Origin of the sequence: Paenibacillus sp. FSL P2-0089, from assembly GCF_038595095.1 — a bacterium.
Classification (GTDB): Bacteria; Bacillota; Bacilli; order Paenibacillales; family Paenibacillaceae; genus Paenibacillus_AQ; species Paenibacillus_AQ silagei.
The window spans coordinates 6,311,208-6,329,888 of sequence record NZ_CP152006.1; the positions used below are offsets into that span (position 1 = coordinate 6,311,208).

Here is an 18,681-nt window from a genome sequence, read left to right on the forward strand (position 1 = left end):
CCTTCGTGCAACTTATAACTATACTATACCACGCCAGGCGTAAAAGTAAACCCGGGGGCAAGCCTGATTTTTGGGAAAGAGGGGGTTGCATCAACCGGCTGTCGTTGAACACTAACAAAAAGTCCCGCCGGGGCGCTGCTACAGCCGTTAGCGGGACACTTTTTATACACTGCTTATATACTCTGAATCTAACTTAGACACTCTGTCTATACAGAAAGCCTATCGTTATAATATGACCTCCACTTTCACTGATTGCTTGTGCGGATATGCGGGAATGACTGTTCCTTCGAGACGCTCGCCGTCCACCCGGATTTCTTGGACGCCTGAGCAGACATGGCTGTTGTTCTTCACGGTAATCTCATACTCGCAGCCACGGAACCGCCGGGTGACCGAGAAGCCCTCCCAGGCAGACGGGATGCACGGGTTAATGGACAGTCCGGCCAGCACCGGCTTGATGCCCATAATGTACTGTGTAGCAGCTACATACATCCACGCAGCCGTCCCGGTCAGCCAGGATACATTCGCCAGACCGAAGCGGTCGGACTCTGGCCCGAACAGGTTCGAGGCATAGACATACGGTTCTGCCTTGTAGCGCCAGATTCCGGCTTGCCCCATGGCGATGTTCGGGATCAGCTGGCGGTAATATTTGTACGCCTGATCCCCTCTGCCCAGCATGCACTCCGCAATAATGGCCCAGGTATTGGCGTGGCAGAAGACGGCCCCGTTCTCTCCGGTTCCTTTGTTATAGTTGGTTAACGGATCGGCGGGATCGGGGAAGGTGGTGATGGACGGATGCAGTTTTTTGATACCCAGCTCTGTATCGAGAATATCGCGCACACTGTCCATAGCCTTCAGTCCCTTGTCAGACTCGGCCATCCCGGACAGGGTCGCCCAAGTCTGGGCGTTGAGCCAGATCTGGGCCTCCTCATGCTCAGCGGTACCCAGATACCGCCCGTCATCCATCACCGCCCGCCGGAACCACTTCCCGTCCCAGCCCAGCGTGTTCACGAGCGACTTCTGCTCCCCGTAGAGCCGGTCATAGTACGCCGCATGCTCCGGGTAACCGGAAGCCGCCGCCAGATCCTTCATACGCAGCAGCACCGTCCCGAACTGCATTGCTGTCCAGATGCTCTCCCCCCTGCCCTCACGGCATACGCGAAAAAGCTGGTCATTCCAGTCCGAGCGCAGCATCAGCGGGAAGCCGTTCGGCCCCAGCCGGGAGACGGTGAAGTCCACCGCCCGTTTCAAATGATCATAGAGCGGCGCTTCACCGCCATCATAGAACGGAATATTTTCCTGAAGGAATGCCGCGTCTCCGGTCTCGGCAAGAATGTCCCAAACGGCCAGCGCCGTCCACAGGTGATCATCCGAATGGATGCTGGTGACCGGGTCCCAGCCCTCATTCGGGAAAAAGTAATGATTCACATGCCCGTCCTGATACTGCTGTCCCAGGAGCAGGCGGACTTTATCCTTGGCTGCTTCGGGATCGTACGGTACGACTGCCAGAATATCCTGAGCGGTATCCCGGTAGCCTACGCCCCGGAAGGTGCCGGTGGCATAGTACGAAATATTGCGCGAGAAAAGGAAATTCCGCTGCGACTGGTACGGATTCCAGGTGTTGAGCATACGCTGCGCATCCTGATCCGGCAGCTCACAGCTCCAGGCCCCGAGGTAATGCTCCCAGTTCTCCTGAAGCGCCGCATAGGAACGGGTGACGAAATCCGCCTCCCGCGAATGGCCGATGGCCCGTTCAATCTCGGCTTCGTTCATGGCTGTCCCGAGAAAAAAGTTCACGGTGCGGGTCTCACCGGGCGCAAGCCTTACCCGGACCTGAAGTGCGCCGCAGGGGTCGCCTCCCAGAATGGCCGAGCCGGTGCAGCCCCCCTGTTCTATAGCAGCCGGATTGGATTCGCTGCGGTAGCTGCCGATGAATTCTTCACGGTCGCCGTCATACCCGGCGAGCGGCGCATCGGACATCATATAGACGAGCGGAGTTTCGTCCGGCTTGGGCTGATTTTCCGCACCGTATTTGTAGATCAGCGCTTCCTTCTCATGATACTGCACCGACACCTGATGCTTGTTATAGCATTGCCATTGCAGCTCGCGCATGAATTCCATCATCCCAAATTCGGCATAGGCATACACGTTCAGCTCCTTGACCTTGCTGCTATTATTCGTCAGCGTCAGATTCCAGATCAGGGAATTCTCATAGGGCCCGACAAAATAAACCGTCTTCACCGCCAGCTCATCCGCCTGCGCTTCAAAGCGGGTATAGCCCATGCCATGGCTGCTCCGCCACTCCTGCGGCTTCCGGAAGGCCGGCTCATACGTGGGACACCAGTAGCTGCCTGTTCCGGCATCCTGCAAATAAATATACGGGCCGGAGCGGTCGGTCGGCAGATGGAAGAAACGGTAGCGGGTAATCCGCCAGATCTGCGGAGACTTATAGAAGGCCAATCCCCCGCCCGCATGGGACAGCATGGTATGGAAGGTTCCGTTGGATAAATAGTTCAGCCAGGGGGTCGGCATATCATGCCGCTTGAACTCTACCTCCCTCGCGTCATCATTGAAGGCGAAATACTGGTCCAGCTCTGTATCGCGGCCGGGAGGGCCTGCGGGTGGTGCGGATGATGTGGATGGTACGGATGATGTAGTTGATGCGGATGGTACCGGTTCATTGGCATTCATTATCGTTTTGCTCCTCTCCATTGATCTTGCTCACTTGGGCTCCACCTCATCCATCGTCAGGCGGAACTCCAGATCATTCATATACGTGCCGTCTGTATTCAGGAACACCATGCCGAAGGCAATATCCTCCTGCGCTCCCCGGACGATGGCGATCAGGCGGTTGATCCCGCTGGCCAGCGTAATCTCCTGTTCAGGATCTGCCACCAGCCTGCCATTCATATAGATCTCAAAAGCACAGGCCGAGTTCACCCGGAGTCTGCCGGTTCTCGTTCCACCCGGCTTCCCGCTGCCTGCGGCTGCTTCGGTTGCATCCCCCGTCTCCGGCAGATGCACGAAGCAGCTCAGGAACAGGGGCCGGCCCTCCGGTGCGGGGATGAGGAAGGTTCCGTCCGGGCGCCGTTCTTTTTTCTTCATCCAGCCGTATAGGCCTTCCCCCAAATTGTTCAGGGAGAATTCGGGGTCTGTATAGTAGTCCTTCATCGCCTCGTAGTCGATGTGCGGCGGACAGAACAGCGTCATTGCGGCCTCCACCGCCCACTGCGCGTCCCCCTTGTCATGGAGCAGCAGTTCATCTTCAAAAGCGGCTCCCAGATTAGCGAGCAGGCGGGTGTAGAGCCTGAGGCTCTTGTCGCTGTCCGGGTCGGCGAGCAGCTGCGAGCAGAGAATCTCTCCCGCTCCGGCCGCCTGCCGGATCACAAAAGCTCCCGGAGCAGCGGCCTGGCGGCGGTTCAGCTCGACCAGCGCCAGCCTGCTGTATTCCGCCGTATGCAGCCCGGCGAAATAGTCCTTCCAGGCTGTGCCTTCGACGCTGGTGCACAGCACCTCCGCATCTGGCACCTCCAGCCTGTACCCGGCCAGCTCCCGGTTGACGACATCCCGGGGCGAGAGATGCACCTTATCGAAGCCGAACAGGTCAACCGGGCTGATGCCGTGCACGGCGGCGTGCGCATAGTCCGCCGCCAGATGATACGTCCCGTGCGGCGCAATACGCACGGGAGCGTCCAGCAGGCGGGCGAGTGCCTCCTGCCCGCCGGGCTCTGCCGGCAGCACCAGCACGCTGCCGCCGGCCAGGGCTGCATGGCGCACGGCTTCCGCCGAGCCCGGCGCGCCCAGCAGTGCGGCCTCCACGACGAGGAGGCCAGGGGTCAGGCCGGACAAGCCTGCGGCGCTGTCCAGCCTCTGGCCCTTCAGGCGGAGCTTGCCGAGCAAGGCTGCCGCCGGACTGTCGCTGCGGACCCAGACCGCAGCGGATTGTGCCGCGGCCGGATCGCCTGCTGCGGGCTGCACCGCAGCCCGGGCTGGAGCAGTTACGGCTGCGGTAAGATCGGTGCAAGATGGAACGGTAGCGCATTGCTCCTCTACGACGGACCAGGCGGCGGTGGCAAGATCGGCTGCTGCGGTCTCCGGCGCGGCGGACCGCAGCGCAACAGCCGCCGGACCAGCGGCCGCGTGGACTGCGCGGCCCGCATACTGCAGCAGGCTGCGCAGCAGCAGCTGCGCCTGGGGAACCCGCTGGAGATGGTCCATAATCTCCAGCTGATTCGCCAGAAACATGCCTGCTCCGCTGCGGTATTCGAGCAGCGGCGACCACAAATCGCCGCCGTCTCCGAAGTCCCCTGCGCTGCATTCCAGCAGCAGGGTGAAGTCGCCGATTACCGGCTTCTCGAACGCCGCATGGATGATCGGCAGCGGCCCGTCCTCGCGCAGCTCCTCATGCCAGTACATCAGATCTTCCGGGCCTAATCCCCGGAGCACCGGATGCCCGTAATCCCCGGCATGTGCGCGGATGAATTCCCGGCGGGTGAGCGGCAGTCTGCCGCAAGAGAGATGAAGCTGCTCCAGCAGCAGCAGCCGGCCGCCCCGCTGCACGAATCCTCTCAGCCTCCGGTCAAGCGACCCATCCTTATCCTCCATTTTGCTGCCGGCAATCAGCAGGCTTCCAGCCGCAAGCTTATCTACCGCTTCCGGCTCTGCCCGGACCAGAGCGGGCACCAGCGCGTGAATCGCCTGGAAGTCCCGGTCAGAGCCGATGTATGCTGCGGACAGGGCAATCTCTACCGGCTCGGTCCGGCAGCTGCCGGACAGCAGGCGGTAGCTTACCTCAAGCTCATGCATCAGCTCTCCGGCATGGAACAGCCGGGCGGACAGCGTGGCTTCTCCTTCACCTAGTGGTGCTCCTACTGGTGCTCCTACTCCGGCCCCCTCTCCTCCTTTTGCCCCTTTTCCTACTCCTGCCCCATCTTGTACTGATGTCCCATCTCCTGCTCCTACCCTATCTCCTACTGCCACCCCCGCCCCTTCGCCATTGACCGGGTCCGGCATCCACTCCAGCCGGATGCTCCGGCGCTGAGCAGGCTCATGACGGAAGCGGAAGGTCTCGCTGTGTACCCTGCGCCCGCCCTGCATGACCTCACATTCGATCGTCACTTCCTGCGCGGACAACGTATCGTTATAGACATCGAAGCTGCGGGAGACCGGCGCATCATCGAAGAAGCAGCGGTTGTATTCGGCGGCAATCAGCGTTACCGGCTTGAAGGCCGCGGCCATAATGGCAAAAGCCGGATTAGGCCTGTAAACCGGATACTCCTCCGGCAGCAGCCCGTTATTCAGCGAAAGCGAGTAGGCCGGAATCACAGCAGGCTTGGGGCCGGGTGTGGTCAGATCAGCCTGCGGCAGCTTCAGCTCCTGCTCCGGCATCGCCCGCATGAAGTAATGGACAAAGTTAAAGGTAGAGATGCCTGAGACGCCCTGCCGCCGTGCATATTCCACGAACAGCCGCTCCTTGTGGGCCAGACCGGCAGCACTTGCGTCCGAATCCTTATATACATCCATTCCCGAGTACATGCTGCTGTTCTGCGGACAGATGTACCACCAGCCGCCATGCTCGCCGAAGGTGAGCGGAACCTGCCGGTCCCACTGCGCGATGGTGCCGTCAATGTTGTAATGACGGCTCTCTACCTCGGTCTGCTGCTTGGAGACCAGGCGGTTATCCCCTTCAACCATGACCGGACGGGTATCATCCAGTGCCTTCATCAGCTCAATCAGGCCGGGGATATGCTGCTTGTATTGATCGCGCCCGTCCACCCAGCGCATCTCGTTCTGCACACTCCACAGGATGACCGAAGGGTGATTCTTGTCCCGCAGCACCAGCCGCTGCACATGATCGCGGCAATTGCTGATGAAATCGGGATGGGCGGCATCCATGCTTTTGCTGGAGCCGTAGATGGCCGTCTCATCGACAATCAGCATCCCCTCCTCATCGGCAATCCGCAGATAGTCGGACGGATACGGCTGTGCGTGGAGCCGGATGCTGTTAATGCCTGCCTGCCGGCACATCCGGTACCAGCCCCGGATATAGTCCTCTGTCTGCTGGGCCGCCCCCTGAAAATGCCAAGAGTCCCCCCGCAGATTAACGGGAATCCCGTTCAGCATAAACTGCGGACCTTCGCACCAGAACTCCCGGAAGCCAAAGGTCTCGCTCCGGCGGTCCAGAATCTCACCGTCCGCTTGCAGCACAAGCTCCAGCTCATACAGGACAGGGGAATCCGGGCTCCACAGCAGGGCTTCCTGCCAGGGCAGACTGAATGCCGCTCCGCCCCACTCCCGGCTGCCGGTATTAACGCATAACTGTCTTCCTGCCGCAGCCTCCGCAGGGCGAAGCGCTACTGCGGCTTCCGCTTCAAGTACGGGCAGCGGATGGGCGGCCGCCAGCTTCTGCGACAGATGGGGCGGCTCTGCAAGCGAGGCCGGAACGCCAGTATTCCGCTCCCTGACCTGCAGGATCACCCGCAATCCTTCGGGTGGGGGGCCGTCTTCTGTGCCGCTGATCAGAGCGTCCACTTCCAGCCTTCCCTGCCGGACAGAGGTGCGGATCGTAAGATCCTCCAGCGATACCGGCGGATACGCCTCCAGGAAGACATCCTGCCAGATGCCACGGGCGATTCTGCCGAACCAGGAGCCGGAGAGTCCGGTGATTTTGGTCTCCCCGGAGGGAAGCACCGCCGTGTCGAAGCTGCCGCAGACCACGTGCAGCTGCTGCTCCCGGCCGGGCTTCACCAGCCCGGTGATATCCAGCCGCAAGGGCAGGAAGCCGTCCTCCCAGAGCGCAATCCGCTCGCGGTCCAGATAGATGGCCGCTTTTTGCATAATGCCATCGAACCGAAGTACGACCCGCTGCTCCAGCATTGTCTCCGGCACCTGAAAGCTGCGGTGAAGCACCCCGGCTTCGGCTGCATTCCATTCCTCCGGGTAGCTGTACACATCGAAGGGCTGAAAATTATGGTCGGCGACTTCGCCGAATTTGCTGCCAGAAGGCGCAGTATAGCTGTAGCGCCAGCTCGATGGAACCTGTATTTTACGGGCCACGTATTTCAATTTCTCCGGAAGGGCGCGAGTGCGCGGCTGGTCATAGAGCGGCATGAAATCCCACTCACCATTGAGACATATGGATGTACGTAGCATAATCATTCTCCTTTTTCCGCATAGGGGCGGGGGATGGTTAGGACGAGCGTAAGCTTTTTCCAAATGGCCTGATCCGGCGGCATCTCACTCCATTTCCTGAAATGCGGGTCCATCACCTCACCCCAGTTGTCCGGCCGGAGATTCGTGGCAAGCTTCCCGGCGTACGGGGCTGGCTCCACCGTTGCAGGCAGCTCGGAATAAAAAAACAGAAGGTTCTCATGCAGCCCGATAATCCCATATTTGTCGCCGTCCCCCGGATGCTCCTCCTGATACTGATAATGGTGATACACATAGCTTGCGACCTGCTCCGGCTTCAGCGCCGCCACTCTTCCGTAGGGGGTTCCCGCCGCATGACTGCGCTTCCAATGCTCTGCAGAGACCGGCTGCTGATAATGGAAAATATCCATCATAGGCACCCACAACCGGGGCTGCTCCCCTCCCGGCCATTCCTTGAGCATCTCTGCCGCGCCCTGAAATAGCTGCTCCGGCTCCACCTCCCGGCTGGTGCACTCATAGTACAGAAACAGCTCCTTACCATCCTGAAAAATACTAAGCCGTGCCAGGCCCAGCCTGTCCATGCGTTCATTCAGCAGTCCGGTCTGTGCGCCCCAGAACACTGACGGATTAGCACCCTCCCGGCACTCGGCTCTATATAAACAACGCTGCATCGTATCCCTCCAACCTTATGTCATCTCCCCTTTAGAGTACCGTATCCGGCGGGCCGATTCCTTGACGATCATGCCCTTCTTTAGCATAATAACGACATGCAAAAATGCAGCTATACGTGCACATGATGCGGCAACCGAATCCGGGCTTACTGTCAGCGCTGTGCAGACTACCCGCCGATGTTTCAGAATAAAGGAGAGGCTTGTTCCGGGAGAAAAATGCGAGGGGATAGTTACACCTGAGCGACTCGTGCGGCAACAATGCAATTCCAGTAAATATGGTGTATTTATCCCTTCATCCGTGCGCCAACGGTGAATTTGCGAAAATGTGGTGTATTTATGCACTTCATTCGTGCGCCGATGTTTTTTTCCAGAATGGCAGCGCCTCAGCAGCAAGCAGATGAACAAGACGGCCGGAAACCCCGGCCGTCTTGTTACACACCTATACCCCGTAGCTTCGCCAACTATAACCGGCTAATCGCTGTGCGCCCCGCTAACATCACATGGCCACATGAGCCTAACTCTCCCCATCACCCTCACTATCACCACCATGCAGGGGACTCCCCTGGGCTTTGCGGTATTCGCCCGGCGTGATGCCTTCGAGCTTCTTGAAGACGCGGATGAAGGACATGGGGTACAGATACCCCACACGCTCCGCGATGCTCTGCACTGGTTCGGAGGTTCCGGTCAGCAGGCGCTTAGCCTCCTCCATACGCAGGCGGGCCAGATAATCGACGAAGTTCTCGCCGATCTCCTCCTTGAAGATCCGGCTTACCGTCTTGGTGTTCATGGCGAAGCTGTCGGCAACATGGGTCAGGGAGAAGTCGGGGTCTGCGTAATTGCAGCCAATGTATTCGCGCACCTTATTGGCGAGTGTGTACTGCTCCCGGTTCATCCGCAGGCTGCTCAGCGCCTCCTCCATCTCCTCCAGCGAAGAGACCAGTTCCCCGTGCAGCTCCTCAATCCATTCAAAAGACTCCGGTGAATGCGGAATGCCCCGCAGCCGTCCGTTATTCCAGATCCCCTTCATCTCCGGCGGCAGCTCCTGCATCTCCCGGGACAGCCCGTTCTCCAGCAGCCTCAGCAGCCGGACGATATCCTCCTTGGAGTAGTTGCCGCCTGCCAGCAGTTCAAAAATCCGCTCGATCAGCGGCTTCCACTCTGCGTTCCCCAGCCGGTACAGCTGGGGAACGGCACCGATGGCCTGGACCAGCACATCCATTCCTTCAGCCGGAGGCAGCGGGCCGGCAGGCGCCGCATAGACGCGGCCTGGGCCAGCGGTTATTTTGCGGTCCAGCGCCCCCAGGGCCTGGCGGTACGCACCCGATAAGCCGCTGAGACCGGCGGCAGGTCCGCTGATGCCGAAGGTAGCCGTGAACTTGAGATGCTGCTTCACCCAGGACCGGGCAGATTCAGCAATGATCAGCGTCTTCTCTGTGATGTCCGCTTCCTCCTCATCCGCAGATCGGCGGAACAGCAGTCCCAGACGGACCGGTCCGATCCACTCAGTCCACAGGGACACTCCTTCCTTCTCGGAGATCTCCTGAATCACACTGCGCAGGGTGAATTTGAACAATGCCTGATCCCGTGCCGAGTAACCTGCGGCAAAAGCCTCATAGAAATCAATCTCGGCAATGCCCACCACCGCACCTGCGAATTCACCGTCCATCCCGATCCGTTCCGCTTCCCTGCTCCAGTTATCCGCCGACATCTGGCCGCTGTTCTCCAGCAGCTCCTTGAATAACTGATTCCGCCTGTGCAGAATCCCCTCGGCCTGCTGCTTCTCATAGCTGTTGGTCTGCTCGATCAGGCTCTCCAGCGCATGCCCGATGAAGGCAAATTCGTCGCCTTCCTTGCTCTGCGGCTTCCAGCCGAAGGCACGGTCCTCTCCGAACCTGTAGATCCGGCTCATGACCTGCTCAATCGGACGGTAATTCCGGTGGCTGATATAGGTCATGGCCGCAATCCCGCCAACGACAGCCGCAAAGCCCAGAATGGCCCAGATATTGGAGAAGGCCGACAGCAGCGAGAAGGCCTCCGCCCGCGCCATTCCAACCTTGATCGTCCAGCCGGTATAGGGGGACATCCGGCTAACCGCCCGATCCTGAACCTGCGGGTCAGAACAGGTATCCGCACCTGCAAAAGCAATTCCTCCGGCATCCTTCAGACAGATCTCCGTATTCGCCATGTTCATATCCTGAATCAGCGTCTGCAGAGATTCCTTGCGCACATTAATGACAATCAGTCCCTGCTCACCGGAGAAGTAAGGCACCTGCTCCACAAGTGAAATGACCGACTTCGGCTGGTCCTCCCCGGAGAAAAGCTGCAAGTCACGGATTCCGCTCCAGGTATAGCTCGGGGCATTCCCCATCGCAGTCTTAATAAAGCTGCGGTCCCCGAAGTCCGGCAGGCGGGAGGCGAAATGCTGCATCAGCACCTTGCCGTCGGCTGCGCGGTATAGATAGACCGAATCAATCATCGGCAGCGGCGACATGAAATCCAGCAGCACCTCCGCGACCCCGTAATCCTGATAAGGGTCAAGCTTCCCCGGCCGGTCGAAATAACTGCCAACCTTCTCATCCAGCAGCAGGCTTTTGATCGTGGTGTTCTCCAGGTTGCGCAGGGTGGTGTCCACAATCTGCAGCACATTTTCCGCGTACACGCCGTTTGCCTGAGCCGTCTGTCTCTCCATCGCTTCATTTAAGGTCAGGAAGAATAGAATAATGAGGCAAAATACTACGGCAAACAGAATCGGCAGGTAGGAAAGAATCAGTCGGTACAGCCATTTCTTATGCATCGGTGTCATCCCCTGTAAGTCCAGATGTTGGCTATCTCATTAATGATATGGGCTGCGCACCCGGATTCATAAGCTTATGCTGTCAATCTCCCAGCTCCGTGCTCGCATTGCGGGAGACCAGCCCGAAGTACCCCGCTTCGCCAATCGCCCCTGCGGCGGTATCCAGATAATTAAAGATCTGCACCCCGTCTACCTTCAGGATCAGACGCACACCCCCGGACTCTTGAAAAGCGCCCAGCTGAACGCGGCTCTGCACCCCGAAGGTAATGGCTGTATTCGGAATCGCCGGCCCGCCGAGGCTGGTCAGGCCGTCAATCTTGCCGTAGATCACAGTTCGTACCCCCTCGTTGAAGCGGTGCAGCTCGATGCCCGATGTCCCTATGACCACCAGATACATGCTGCCGGTGCTATAGCTCAGCTCCTTGCTCTGGTTATTGAGCATCAGGGCGTACCAGTTGGTAGAGGCTGCGCTGTCATTGATCTTCATCTTGAAATCCAGCAGCTCATTCTGGTACTTGCGGTTCTGGTAGATGACATGCCCTCCGGGGGCCCTCAGCGTAAGGCTGTCTTGCCCGGTCTCCTTCAGCCCGTTCGCCGTTGCCGATACATACCAGCCATCAGGGTCTTGCAGTTCCGCCGTCAGGGGATGTTCGTATTGGCTGGCCTCATTCCACACCTTAACTTCATATTGCCCCTGGGTCACGGTGCCCAGATATTTGGCCGATAACGTGAGGGTAGCCGAGCCGGTCTGTTGCCCCGTCAACAGGCCGGTGCCGCTGACGCTGACGATGGAAGGATTGCTGCTGGTATAGGTGACTTCCTCCAGCTCCTCGCGGTTGCCGAACAGCGTCTCGCCGTAAGGCTGCAATTGCAGGTCGGTGCCTTCACGGATATACGCCACATTGCCGTCATGCCCCTCCAGGCGGACCGTGGCTAAGGTATCGCCCACAAATACATCCGTTGTGATTGTCCGCAGAATGGAGCCGTTAATGATGTTCACGATAAGCTTCGTCTGTCCCTGGGTCAGTCCGGTGACCACGCCCGCGCTACTAACCGAGGCTACGGCCGGATCGAGAATGCTGTAATAGAAGCTGCTGGTTTCCTTGCCCAGCGGCTGGTCTTTGCCGTTCATGGCATGGACGGAGACCTGTCCGCTGCCGCCTGCGGCCAGCTTGAGCGGATCAAGCTTCCAGCGGCTGACCTGCCCTTCTGCTGCAGAGGCATATTCCGGCTCCAGCCCGGCCTGATCAATGATCGAGCGTGCCGCCTGAGGCCACTCTGCATCCGGCCGGACCGTATTGTTCTCAAACAGAACATTGCGCCCGTTGTTGGTATAGCCGTCTGTAGTTGTATAGTTGTTCACGAAATCCACATCATGGATGGTTGGCACATACGCCATCGCCCAACGGAGCGATGAATGCCATAGCGGAGCATCCTTCAGGTCGATCACATTATGCTCAAATTTCCAGTAGGCGGAGCCTTCATCCGTGTAAAGGGCGGAATTGCCGTCCATCTGGTTGCGGATGTAGTTGCCGCTGACCAGATTTTTGTCCTCTGCGGTGGCTCCGGTTGGTCCAAGACTGTAGATAGCGCCTCCGTCACGCAGGCCCATGCCCATGCGATCATAGATCAGGTTATTCTGAATCTTCACGTTCCGGGTAGCGGCATCGAACAGCTTATCCCAGCCATAACCGATATGGGTCCCGCTATAAGGCAGATTGTACATTTCATTATGGCTGATATCCATGTCCACCGGATACCCGGCAGATACGGCGGAAGCCGATTTGTAGTCAATACCGATGTCGTGGATCACATTGTTGAGCACATCATTATTCTTCATCAGCAGCCTGGGGTCTGCAGGATGGTAGATATTCCGGTCGGAGGAATTCGGCTGCCCCACATTCAACGCACTGCCAGAAATATCATAGAAGCGGTTGCCTTCAACCTGGCTGTTCTGAACCCCGTTCTGCATCCGCACCGCCGTAATGCCGAGCTTGGTGAACTCATTGTTGCGGAAATTCACCGTGTTGGCCAGCTCCAGCATTACCGCCGCATCGGTCAGCTCATCGGGGATGGAAGGATAACGCAGATGGTTATTCTGTGAATCGGAATGTCCCGCTGCCGTACTCGGGCGGTTCCAGGTGGTGTACATAAATTTCAGGCCTTCAAAATTCAGATTGCGCACCGGTTCGTCAGCAGATACACCATACACTGTGGCGAGCTGCTCCAGTACAGGAACCACAACCCCGGCCGTGGAGATATCCTCCCAGGCACGCGGTTTGTAATACAGCATACCTTCATTCCGGTTATAGTACCATTCCCCGGACTCATCCAGCAGCTCCATAGCATTCTCGTAATAGACGGGCACAGTCGCCGAGGTTAATCCCCGGTTAAAGACCGCGCTCCGGCCCGGCTCCTGCAGGACTATCTGTGCTTTGCCGCCTGAAGCGGTTACCGACTCTACCTTAATCCGGGAATTCGTCCACAGCTCATTGAATACCAGCTCCATATCGGACGTATTGCTCCACCCTGCCAGCTCCGTATTATCCGAGGTATAGCCGGTTGCCGTCTTCAGCGGATTCACGAGTCCCGCTGTGCTCCGGGCCCGGACTGCCCGGATACCATCCACGAACAGCTGCCTTGTCTGAAGGCCGGTTCCGACATTTGCCCGGTAGATGCCCTTGGCGCTGTCAAACACCGTCCAGCCTGTGACGGACCGCCCGCCGCTGATGGCCGCCTGCTCCCCGGGATAGCTGCGGTAGGTGACAAAATATCCGTTCGTCCCGGAATCCTCCGGTGTGAATTCCAGCGGTTCCGTCAGCGTGTAGGTCCCTTCCCGCAGATTGACGATGATGTCAGCGTCCATATCCTCATTCAGCTGCCGGACCTCGGCCTGCGCCCGGGCAATCGTCCGGAAGGGCGAGGCTTCCGTGCCGTCATTGTTGTTGTCGTCCCCGCCCGGAGCGACATACAGCTCCTGTCCGGTTGTCCGTCCGGTTACGGTAACGGATGTCTCGGCCCGGACGCTTCCGGTCTCATCCGTGACGAACACGGTAGTTGTTCCGGCGCTTACCCCCGTCAGCTCTCCGTAGCGGTCAATCACGGCGATGCTCTCATCCTCCGTTCCCCACAGGATGCCTGTATCCGTATTGTCTTCCGGTGTTACTGTTGCCTGTAACAGGACACGGGAGCCTGCGGGAACCGCCCGCTGAAGCGGAGCCAATACAATATCCGTGATCGGATCTTCGTAGACGGCTACCGTAGCGGTTACCGCCGGAAGCGCTTCGTTCGGCTCAGCCGTAACGGTCGTCACCCCCTCACGGATGCCGGTAACCAGACCGTTGGCGTCCACAGTTGCCACCTCCTCGCTGCCGGTGGACCAGGCTGCAGTCTGATCCGTTGCATCTGCAGGTGTGAACTGGAGCGGCAAGGACAGCTTCTCCCCTCTTCGCAGCCCGTAAGACTGCTGGGAGAAGGCTGCACTTACCGCCTGCTTGTATCCGCTTACAATAAAATTGTCAAAACCTATCTTGCCGATGCTGTCCTTATAAAAACCCATGTAGAATAAGGCTAACGCTCCTCCCTCGGCCATTGGCTCCTTCGTCAGCAGACGCTTGCCGTCAATGGACAGATCGAAGGTATGGCTGCCGCTGTCGAGGGCAACCCGTACGTCATACCACACCCCTGCCGATATTGGCAGTACGGAGGTCCATGATCCGGCACCTTTTTTCATATAACTGAACGCACCATTATTAATGGCGAATTTCACCAGCGTCACAGAACCGCTCTGCGGGGTGGGCAGGTAGATCACCGCTCCGGTCTGCTCCGCTCTGAACGAATAGCTTAACAGGCTTCTGTACGTAACATCCGTAACGGATCTGCTTATAATGTAGCTGCCCGCTGTTTTGGCTGCCTGCTGAATCTCCAGCAGCTTGCCGGCGTAGCCTTCCCAGGTCTGTACGGCAACGCTCACCCCCTGCGGCGGCGTCTTGATGGTCCAGCCGGCCGGCTTCGCACCGGGACTATAAGATTCAAAGGTCTCCTCCAGCTTATAATTACTATCCGCCCGGGCCACAGAACCAAGGTCTGCCGGGAGCAGACCCATCAGCAGAACCAAAATGATAGCGTATACAAAACACGGTTTCCGACTTGATTTTCTCATAATAGCCACCTTTCCGTATGGAAGCAAGTATAGTGTTACGGTGGAGCATCCGAAGTTAAGCAGTGAATTCATTCCATAGATGCAGCCCATAGATACGGAAATAATTAAATGCGGCCTCTATGGAGTTGCGTTCGACGCGAACATTCAGCGATAGTTGTAATTTGTACATTTAAAAACGGTGAACAGGCAGGATTTCGTCTTCTAACTGCAGTCTGTACAACTAAATTCACCCAAATGGGTGAGAAGCGGGGTATAGGGGGATTTTAGTTGTACGAAATACAGCTAAACGTATATTCGGCGGTACATTGGGCGATTTACTTGTACAAAGTGCAATTAAGTATGGTGCTCCCGCCCCCGTTTCCGCTTGCATCTCAATCGGGGCACGGCAAACCTTGCCGCTTGAACCGCGTGGTTAAGGGGCGTATGGATCAACGGTGAGCTGAACCGGGGGCTGGTCGCCCGCAGTCAGCACAATGCTGCGTATAGAGGCCCACGGCTCGCGCGGCACCTCCCGGTCATCCCTCACCGTATCCTCAATCGTCACCGTATCGAGCAACCTCTGGATATCCGCTGACTCCGCTGCTTCGTCGAGACATATCACGGCCCAGCCCGCTTCCAGGCGGGGCTGCGCCAGGACGGCACTGTCCCCGGAATAGAGCACCTGGCGGAGCTTGATCCTTCCCTCCTCGCGTACAACAGTGACGGGCAGCGCAGCTCGGGCATCTGCCCCGGCATCAATGCCTTTGAGCGCCGTGACCGCCACCGCACAGCCCGGATAACGCAGCACGAGCCATTCCCGGTCCCCCGCGGCATTCACTACCCGCTCCACCTCACCGTCATAGCGGTGGATGACCCATTCATCCGCGATCTCCGCGGCCCGGTTATGCAGCCGGGTCATAGAGCGGACCACCACCAGCGCATTCGCCTGCTGGGCCGAACGGGTCTCCACCTCCGGATAGAGCGGTTCGGCGAACAAGGCGGGCATCAGATAGGCGGTCCGGTAATCCTCCGCCGGATGCGTCCGCACGGCGGCGGAATCATCCACGTACCACCGCAGATAGGATACCTGCTGATCCTTCACGCTGAAGCTGACCGGAAAGCTCTGCCAGCCCAGACCCCAGGCGGGGTGCTGGTAGCTGCCCGGCATGACCGGAAAGCGGTTGATGCTGCCCAGCCGCGTATGCCGTCCGATCCAGGTATAGGAGCGGGCAGCATCGAATATCCGCTCCTCCAGCATCCGGGGCACGGGCAGCGCGGCCAAGGGGTCACCCCCTTGAAGCAAATCCTCTTCGAACAGGAGCAGTGCCGCCACATCATTAAGCGAGAATGTCTGCTCTGCCAGACGGTCCAGCCCCGTCACACCCGCAATCACCCACAGCAGGCTCGGCCGCTCCGTCTCTCCCCGGAAGTTGTAGCTGCGGATGGTCGGAACCAATTCCTCCCCGTCATGGAATACGAGAATGCTCTTCAGGGTATCCATCCGCTCTGACAGCTGCCCGGCCAGCTCCCGGTCATGCTGCTGAAGCACCGAACCGGCAATCCTCAGCGCATTCATCATCACTCCCTGGTAGACGAGGCTGACATTCTCCCCCCAGCCCCAGCCCCGGCGGGCCGTATATTCCTCCCATCTGGCGAAATATCCGATTGCGGTCTGCAGATACTCAGGTTCCTCCAGAAAGTGGGCGATGGCCAGCAGCATGGCGCCGTCGCTCATCGTCTTGTTCGGGTAAAACAGCTCTGGTGTCCGGCATTCTCTGGAGAACCAGGCTGCCGCATGACGGAACATCCGCTGCATCACCTCCAGATGACTGGCCGGGAATACATCCGGCTTGCAGAGGCGTACTGCCACAAGCGGCATAAGGATAAAGAATGCCGCATTCGAATCCTGAATGACGCTCTCCTCCCGGTACCAGAGGAACCCTCCGTAATCGGGATGCTCCGGATCGGTGAATTGCAGCCCGGCGATGGCTTCAAGCATCTCCAGTCCGGCCTGCTCCTCCAGCCGGCCCAACAGTGTACCATAAGCATAATAGCCTGCCGAGAAGCGGGCTTCATGGCAATACGCCAGCTGTGAGACCTGCCGGGTATGTCCGGGCCAGTTATAGCGCACCAGCCCTTCTTCCACCACAATATTCTCCGCGGCCGCCGCCCAGCTCTGCTCCAGAATGGCTCTAACCCCGTTGTTCAACTCTGCTCGCCCCCTAAGCTGTGACTCCATTTATTCAGCCGCATCCAGCTGCTTGCCCATCTCATAAATATCCTTCAGCATGATGGCATCCGCTTTATTGTCCTGATACCAGGCTGCGTAGAACTCATCGACCTTGGGTCCGCCCGCCTTCTCCCAGATGCCCTTGGCCTCCGCAATGAACTGGTCCACCGAAGCCGGATCGGAGCTGACAATGGCCTGCATGGCCCGGTCGAGAATCGTTTTATTCGCGTTCGTGTTGATCTGGGTCAGATCCTGCGGCAGCAGCGGCAGGAAGGCTTTTTGCGTAATGCCGACAATCGGGCGGTCAGGGTCCATGTACAGCTTCTCGGCCATTTCATAGATTTTGATTAAATTCTGCTCGGCAGGTGTAGGGTTGACCTTGTTCTTCAGCCCGTAATTCTTGCCGATCAGCGGAGTCAGCATCCCCATATCGCGGTTGTATTCCAGCTCCTTCTTGTTTTTCTCCGGATCAATCACCGCGGCGCGGCCGTCGGCGGTTTTGTTGTAATGCACCCCTTCCAGCCCGTTCTGAATGGTGGTGGTGTATGGGTCCGCAACCATGAAGTCGATCATCTTCATCACGGATTCCGGATCTTTGGCTGCAGCATTCACCATCCCCGTCATCTGGATCGGCGTGGTCAGGGTCGGGCTGAACTGCCCGAATTCCGTCGTCGGCAAGGCAATCGGAATGACCTCAGCTTCAGGAGAATTCTTCTTCAGCGTCTCATAGGTGCCGATATCGGCACCGTTGCCCCCGTAAATCCCCAGCTTGCCGGAGATCCAGTCCTGCTTCTGCTTCTCGCCGTTCTTATCGGTGACGAAATCCTTATCCGCCACACCGGCCGCATACAGCTGCTTCTGGAAGGAGAGCGCCGCCTGAATCCGGTCCCAGTCATGCACAACCTTGTCGTTCTCCAGCACCCACGGATACTGGTCTTCCCCGAACAGCGTGAACCCGGTGCCGAACATGTTGTTCAGAATAATGCCGGCCACGAAGCTGAGCCCGGTCCCGTACGTATCCGCCTTGCCGTTGCCGTCGGGGTCCTGCTCGGTGAACGCTTTGGCCACATTCAGCAGTTCCTCCGGCGTAGTGGGCACCTGCAAATTCAGCTTCTTCAGCCAGTCATTGCGGATAAACAGATAATGCTGCGGACCGAACTGAACCGGGCGGCCCACCGTGTACAGCTTGCCGTCCGCCATGGTGCCTGCCTTGCGCAGCGCCGGATACTTCTCCAGCATTGCCTTATATTCCGTACTGCTGCCTGCGATCAGATCATCCAGCGGAAGGAGCTGCTTCTGGTTGTAGAGCTGTCCCTGGTAAGCGGTATCAAATTCAAAGATCAGGTCGGGGGCCGACTTCGACGCGAACAGCACATTGAACTTCTGCAGGGATTCAAAACGCGGAACCGTAATGTATTTGACATTCACCGGCCCGTTCTCATTGACCCATCTCGTCCAGCGGTTGTCGCTCATCGTTCCTTCCTCTGCAGGTACTGTGCCCCGGTCATATAATGAGACGGTGATGGACCCGCGTTTCCCGGAGGTGCCTTCCTTGCCCCCGTCTGCGCCCTGCGTGGCGGCATTATTGCCGCCGCAGCCTGTGACAGCGATTGCGAGAATCAGTGTAGCTGCACCGGCAGCGCTTTTTTTGCTAAGCCAAAGTGGTTTGGACATATGAATGACCCTCCTATTGTGGTGT

At 58.4% G+C, this 18,681-nt stretch carries 7 protein-coding genes; all 7 read right to left on the reverse strand.

Going from position 1 to position 18,681, the window contains the following annotated elements; translation table 11 throughout:
- Nucleotides 1-225 precede the first annotated feature (225 nt).
- Complete coding sequence (locus NST69_RS26630; protein ID WP_342547546.1) at nt 226-2,688, reverse strand: glycosyl hydrolase family 65 protein; 2,463 nt, start codon at nt 2,686-2,688, stop codon at nt 226-228.
- A 30-nt stretch (nt 2,689-2,718) separates the two neighbouring features.
- The gene (locus NST69_RS26635; protein WP_342547547.1) at nt 2,719-7,149 is read right to left on the reverse strand and encodes a glycoside hydrolase family 2 TIM barrel-domain containing protein; all 4,431 of its coding nucleotides are present in this window, start codon (nt 7,147-7,149) and stop codon (nt 2,719-2,721) included.
- Nucleotides 7,150-7,151: 2 nt separating this feature from the next.
- Nucleotides 7,152-7,817 carry a hypothetical protein gene (locus NST69_RS26640; RefSeq protein ID WP_340957927.1) on the reverse strand — a complete coding sequence of 222 codons (666 nt, stop codon included), beginning with the start codon at nt 7,815-7,817 and terminating at the stop codon, nt 7,152-7,154.
- A gap of 514 nt (nt 7,818-8,331) precedes the next feature.
- Entirely contained in the window at nt 8,332-10,611 is a 2,280-nt protein-coding gene (locus NST69_RS26645; RefSeq protein ID WP_342547548.1) for a helix-turn-helix domain-containing protein, read from the reverse strand.
- 82 nt (nt 10,612-10,693) lie between these two features.
- Nucleotides 10,694-14,773, reverse strand: coding sequence for an Ig-like domain-containing protein (locus NST69_RS26650; RefSeq protein WP_342547549.1), 4,080 nt, complete (start codon nt 14,771-14,773; stop codon nt 10,694-10,696).
- Between the two features lie 412 nt (nt 14,774-15,185).
- On the reverse strand, nt 15,186-16,961 hold the full coding sequence (locus tag NST69_RS26655) for a hypothetical protein (protein ID WP_342547550.1): 1,776 nt from the start codon (nt 16,959-16,961) through the stop codon (nt 15,186-15,188).
- Between the two features lie 30 nt (nt 16,962-16,991).
- Nucleotides 16,992-18,656, reverse strand: coding sequence for an extracellular solute-binding protein (locus tag NST69_RS26660; RefSeq protein WP_342547551.1), 1,665 nt, complete (start codon nt 18,654-18,656; stop codon nt 16,992-16,994).
- Nucleotides 18,657-18,681: the final 25 nt, after the last annotated feature.

Excerpts from the sequence above, each read along its gene's own strand:
- NST69_RS26650 (WP_342547549.1), bottom strand. The coding sequence starts at position 14,773 with ATGAGAAAATCAAGTCGGAAACCGTGTTTTGTATACGCTATCATTTTG.
- NST69_RS26645 (WP_342547548.1), bottom strand. The coding sequence starts at position 10,611 with ATGCATAAGAAATGGCTGTACCGACTGATTCTTTCCTACCTGCCGATT.
- NST69_RS26630 (WP_342547546.1), bottom strand. The coding sequence starts at position 2,688 with ATGAATGCCAATGAACCGGTACCATCCGCATCAACTACATCATCCGTA.
- NST69_RS26635 (WP_342547547.1), bottom strand. The coding sequence starts at position 7,149 with ATGCTACGTACATCCATATGTCTCAATGGTGAGTGGGATTTCATGCCG.
- NST69_RS26640 (WP_340957927.1), bottom strand. The coding sequence starts at position 7,817 with ATGCAGCGTTGTTTATATAGAGCCGAGTGCCGGGAGGGTGCTAATCCG.
- NST69_RS26660 (WP_342547551.1), bottom strand. The coding sequence starts at position 18,656 with ATGTCCAAACCACTTTGGCTTAGCAAAAAAAGCGCTGCCGGTGCAGCT.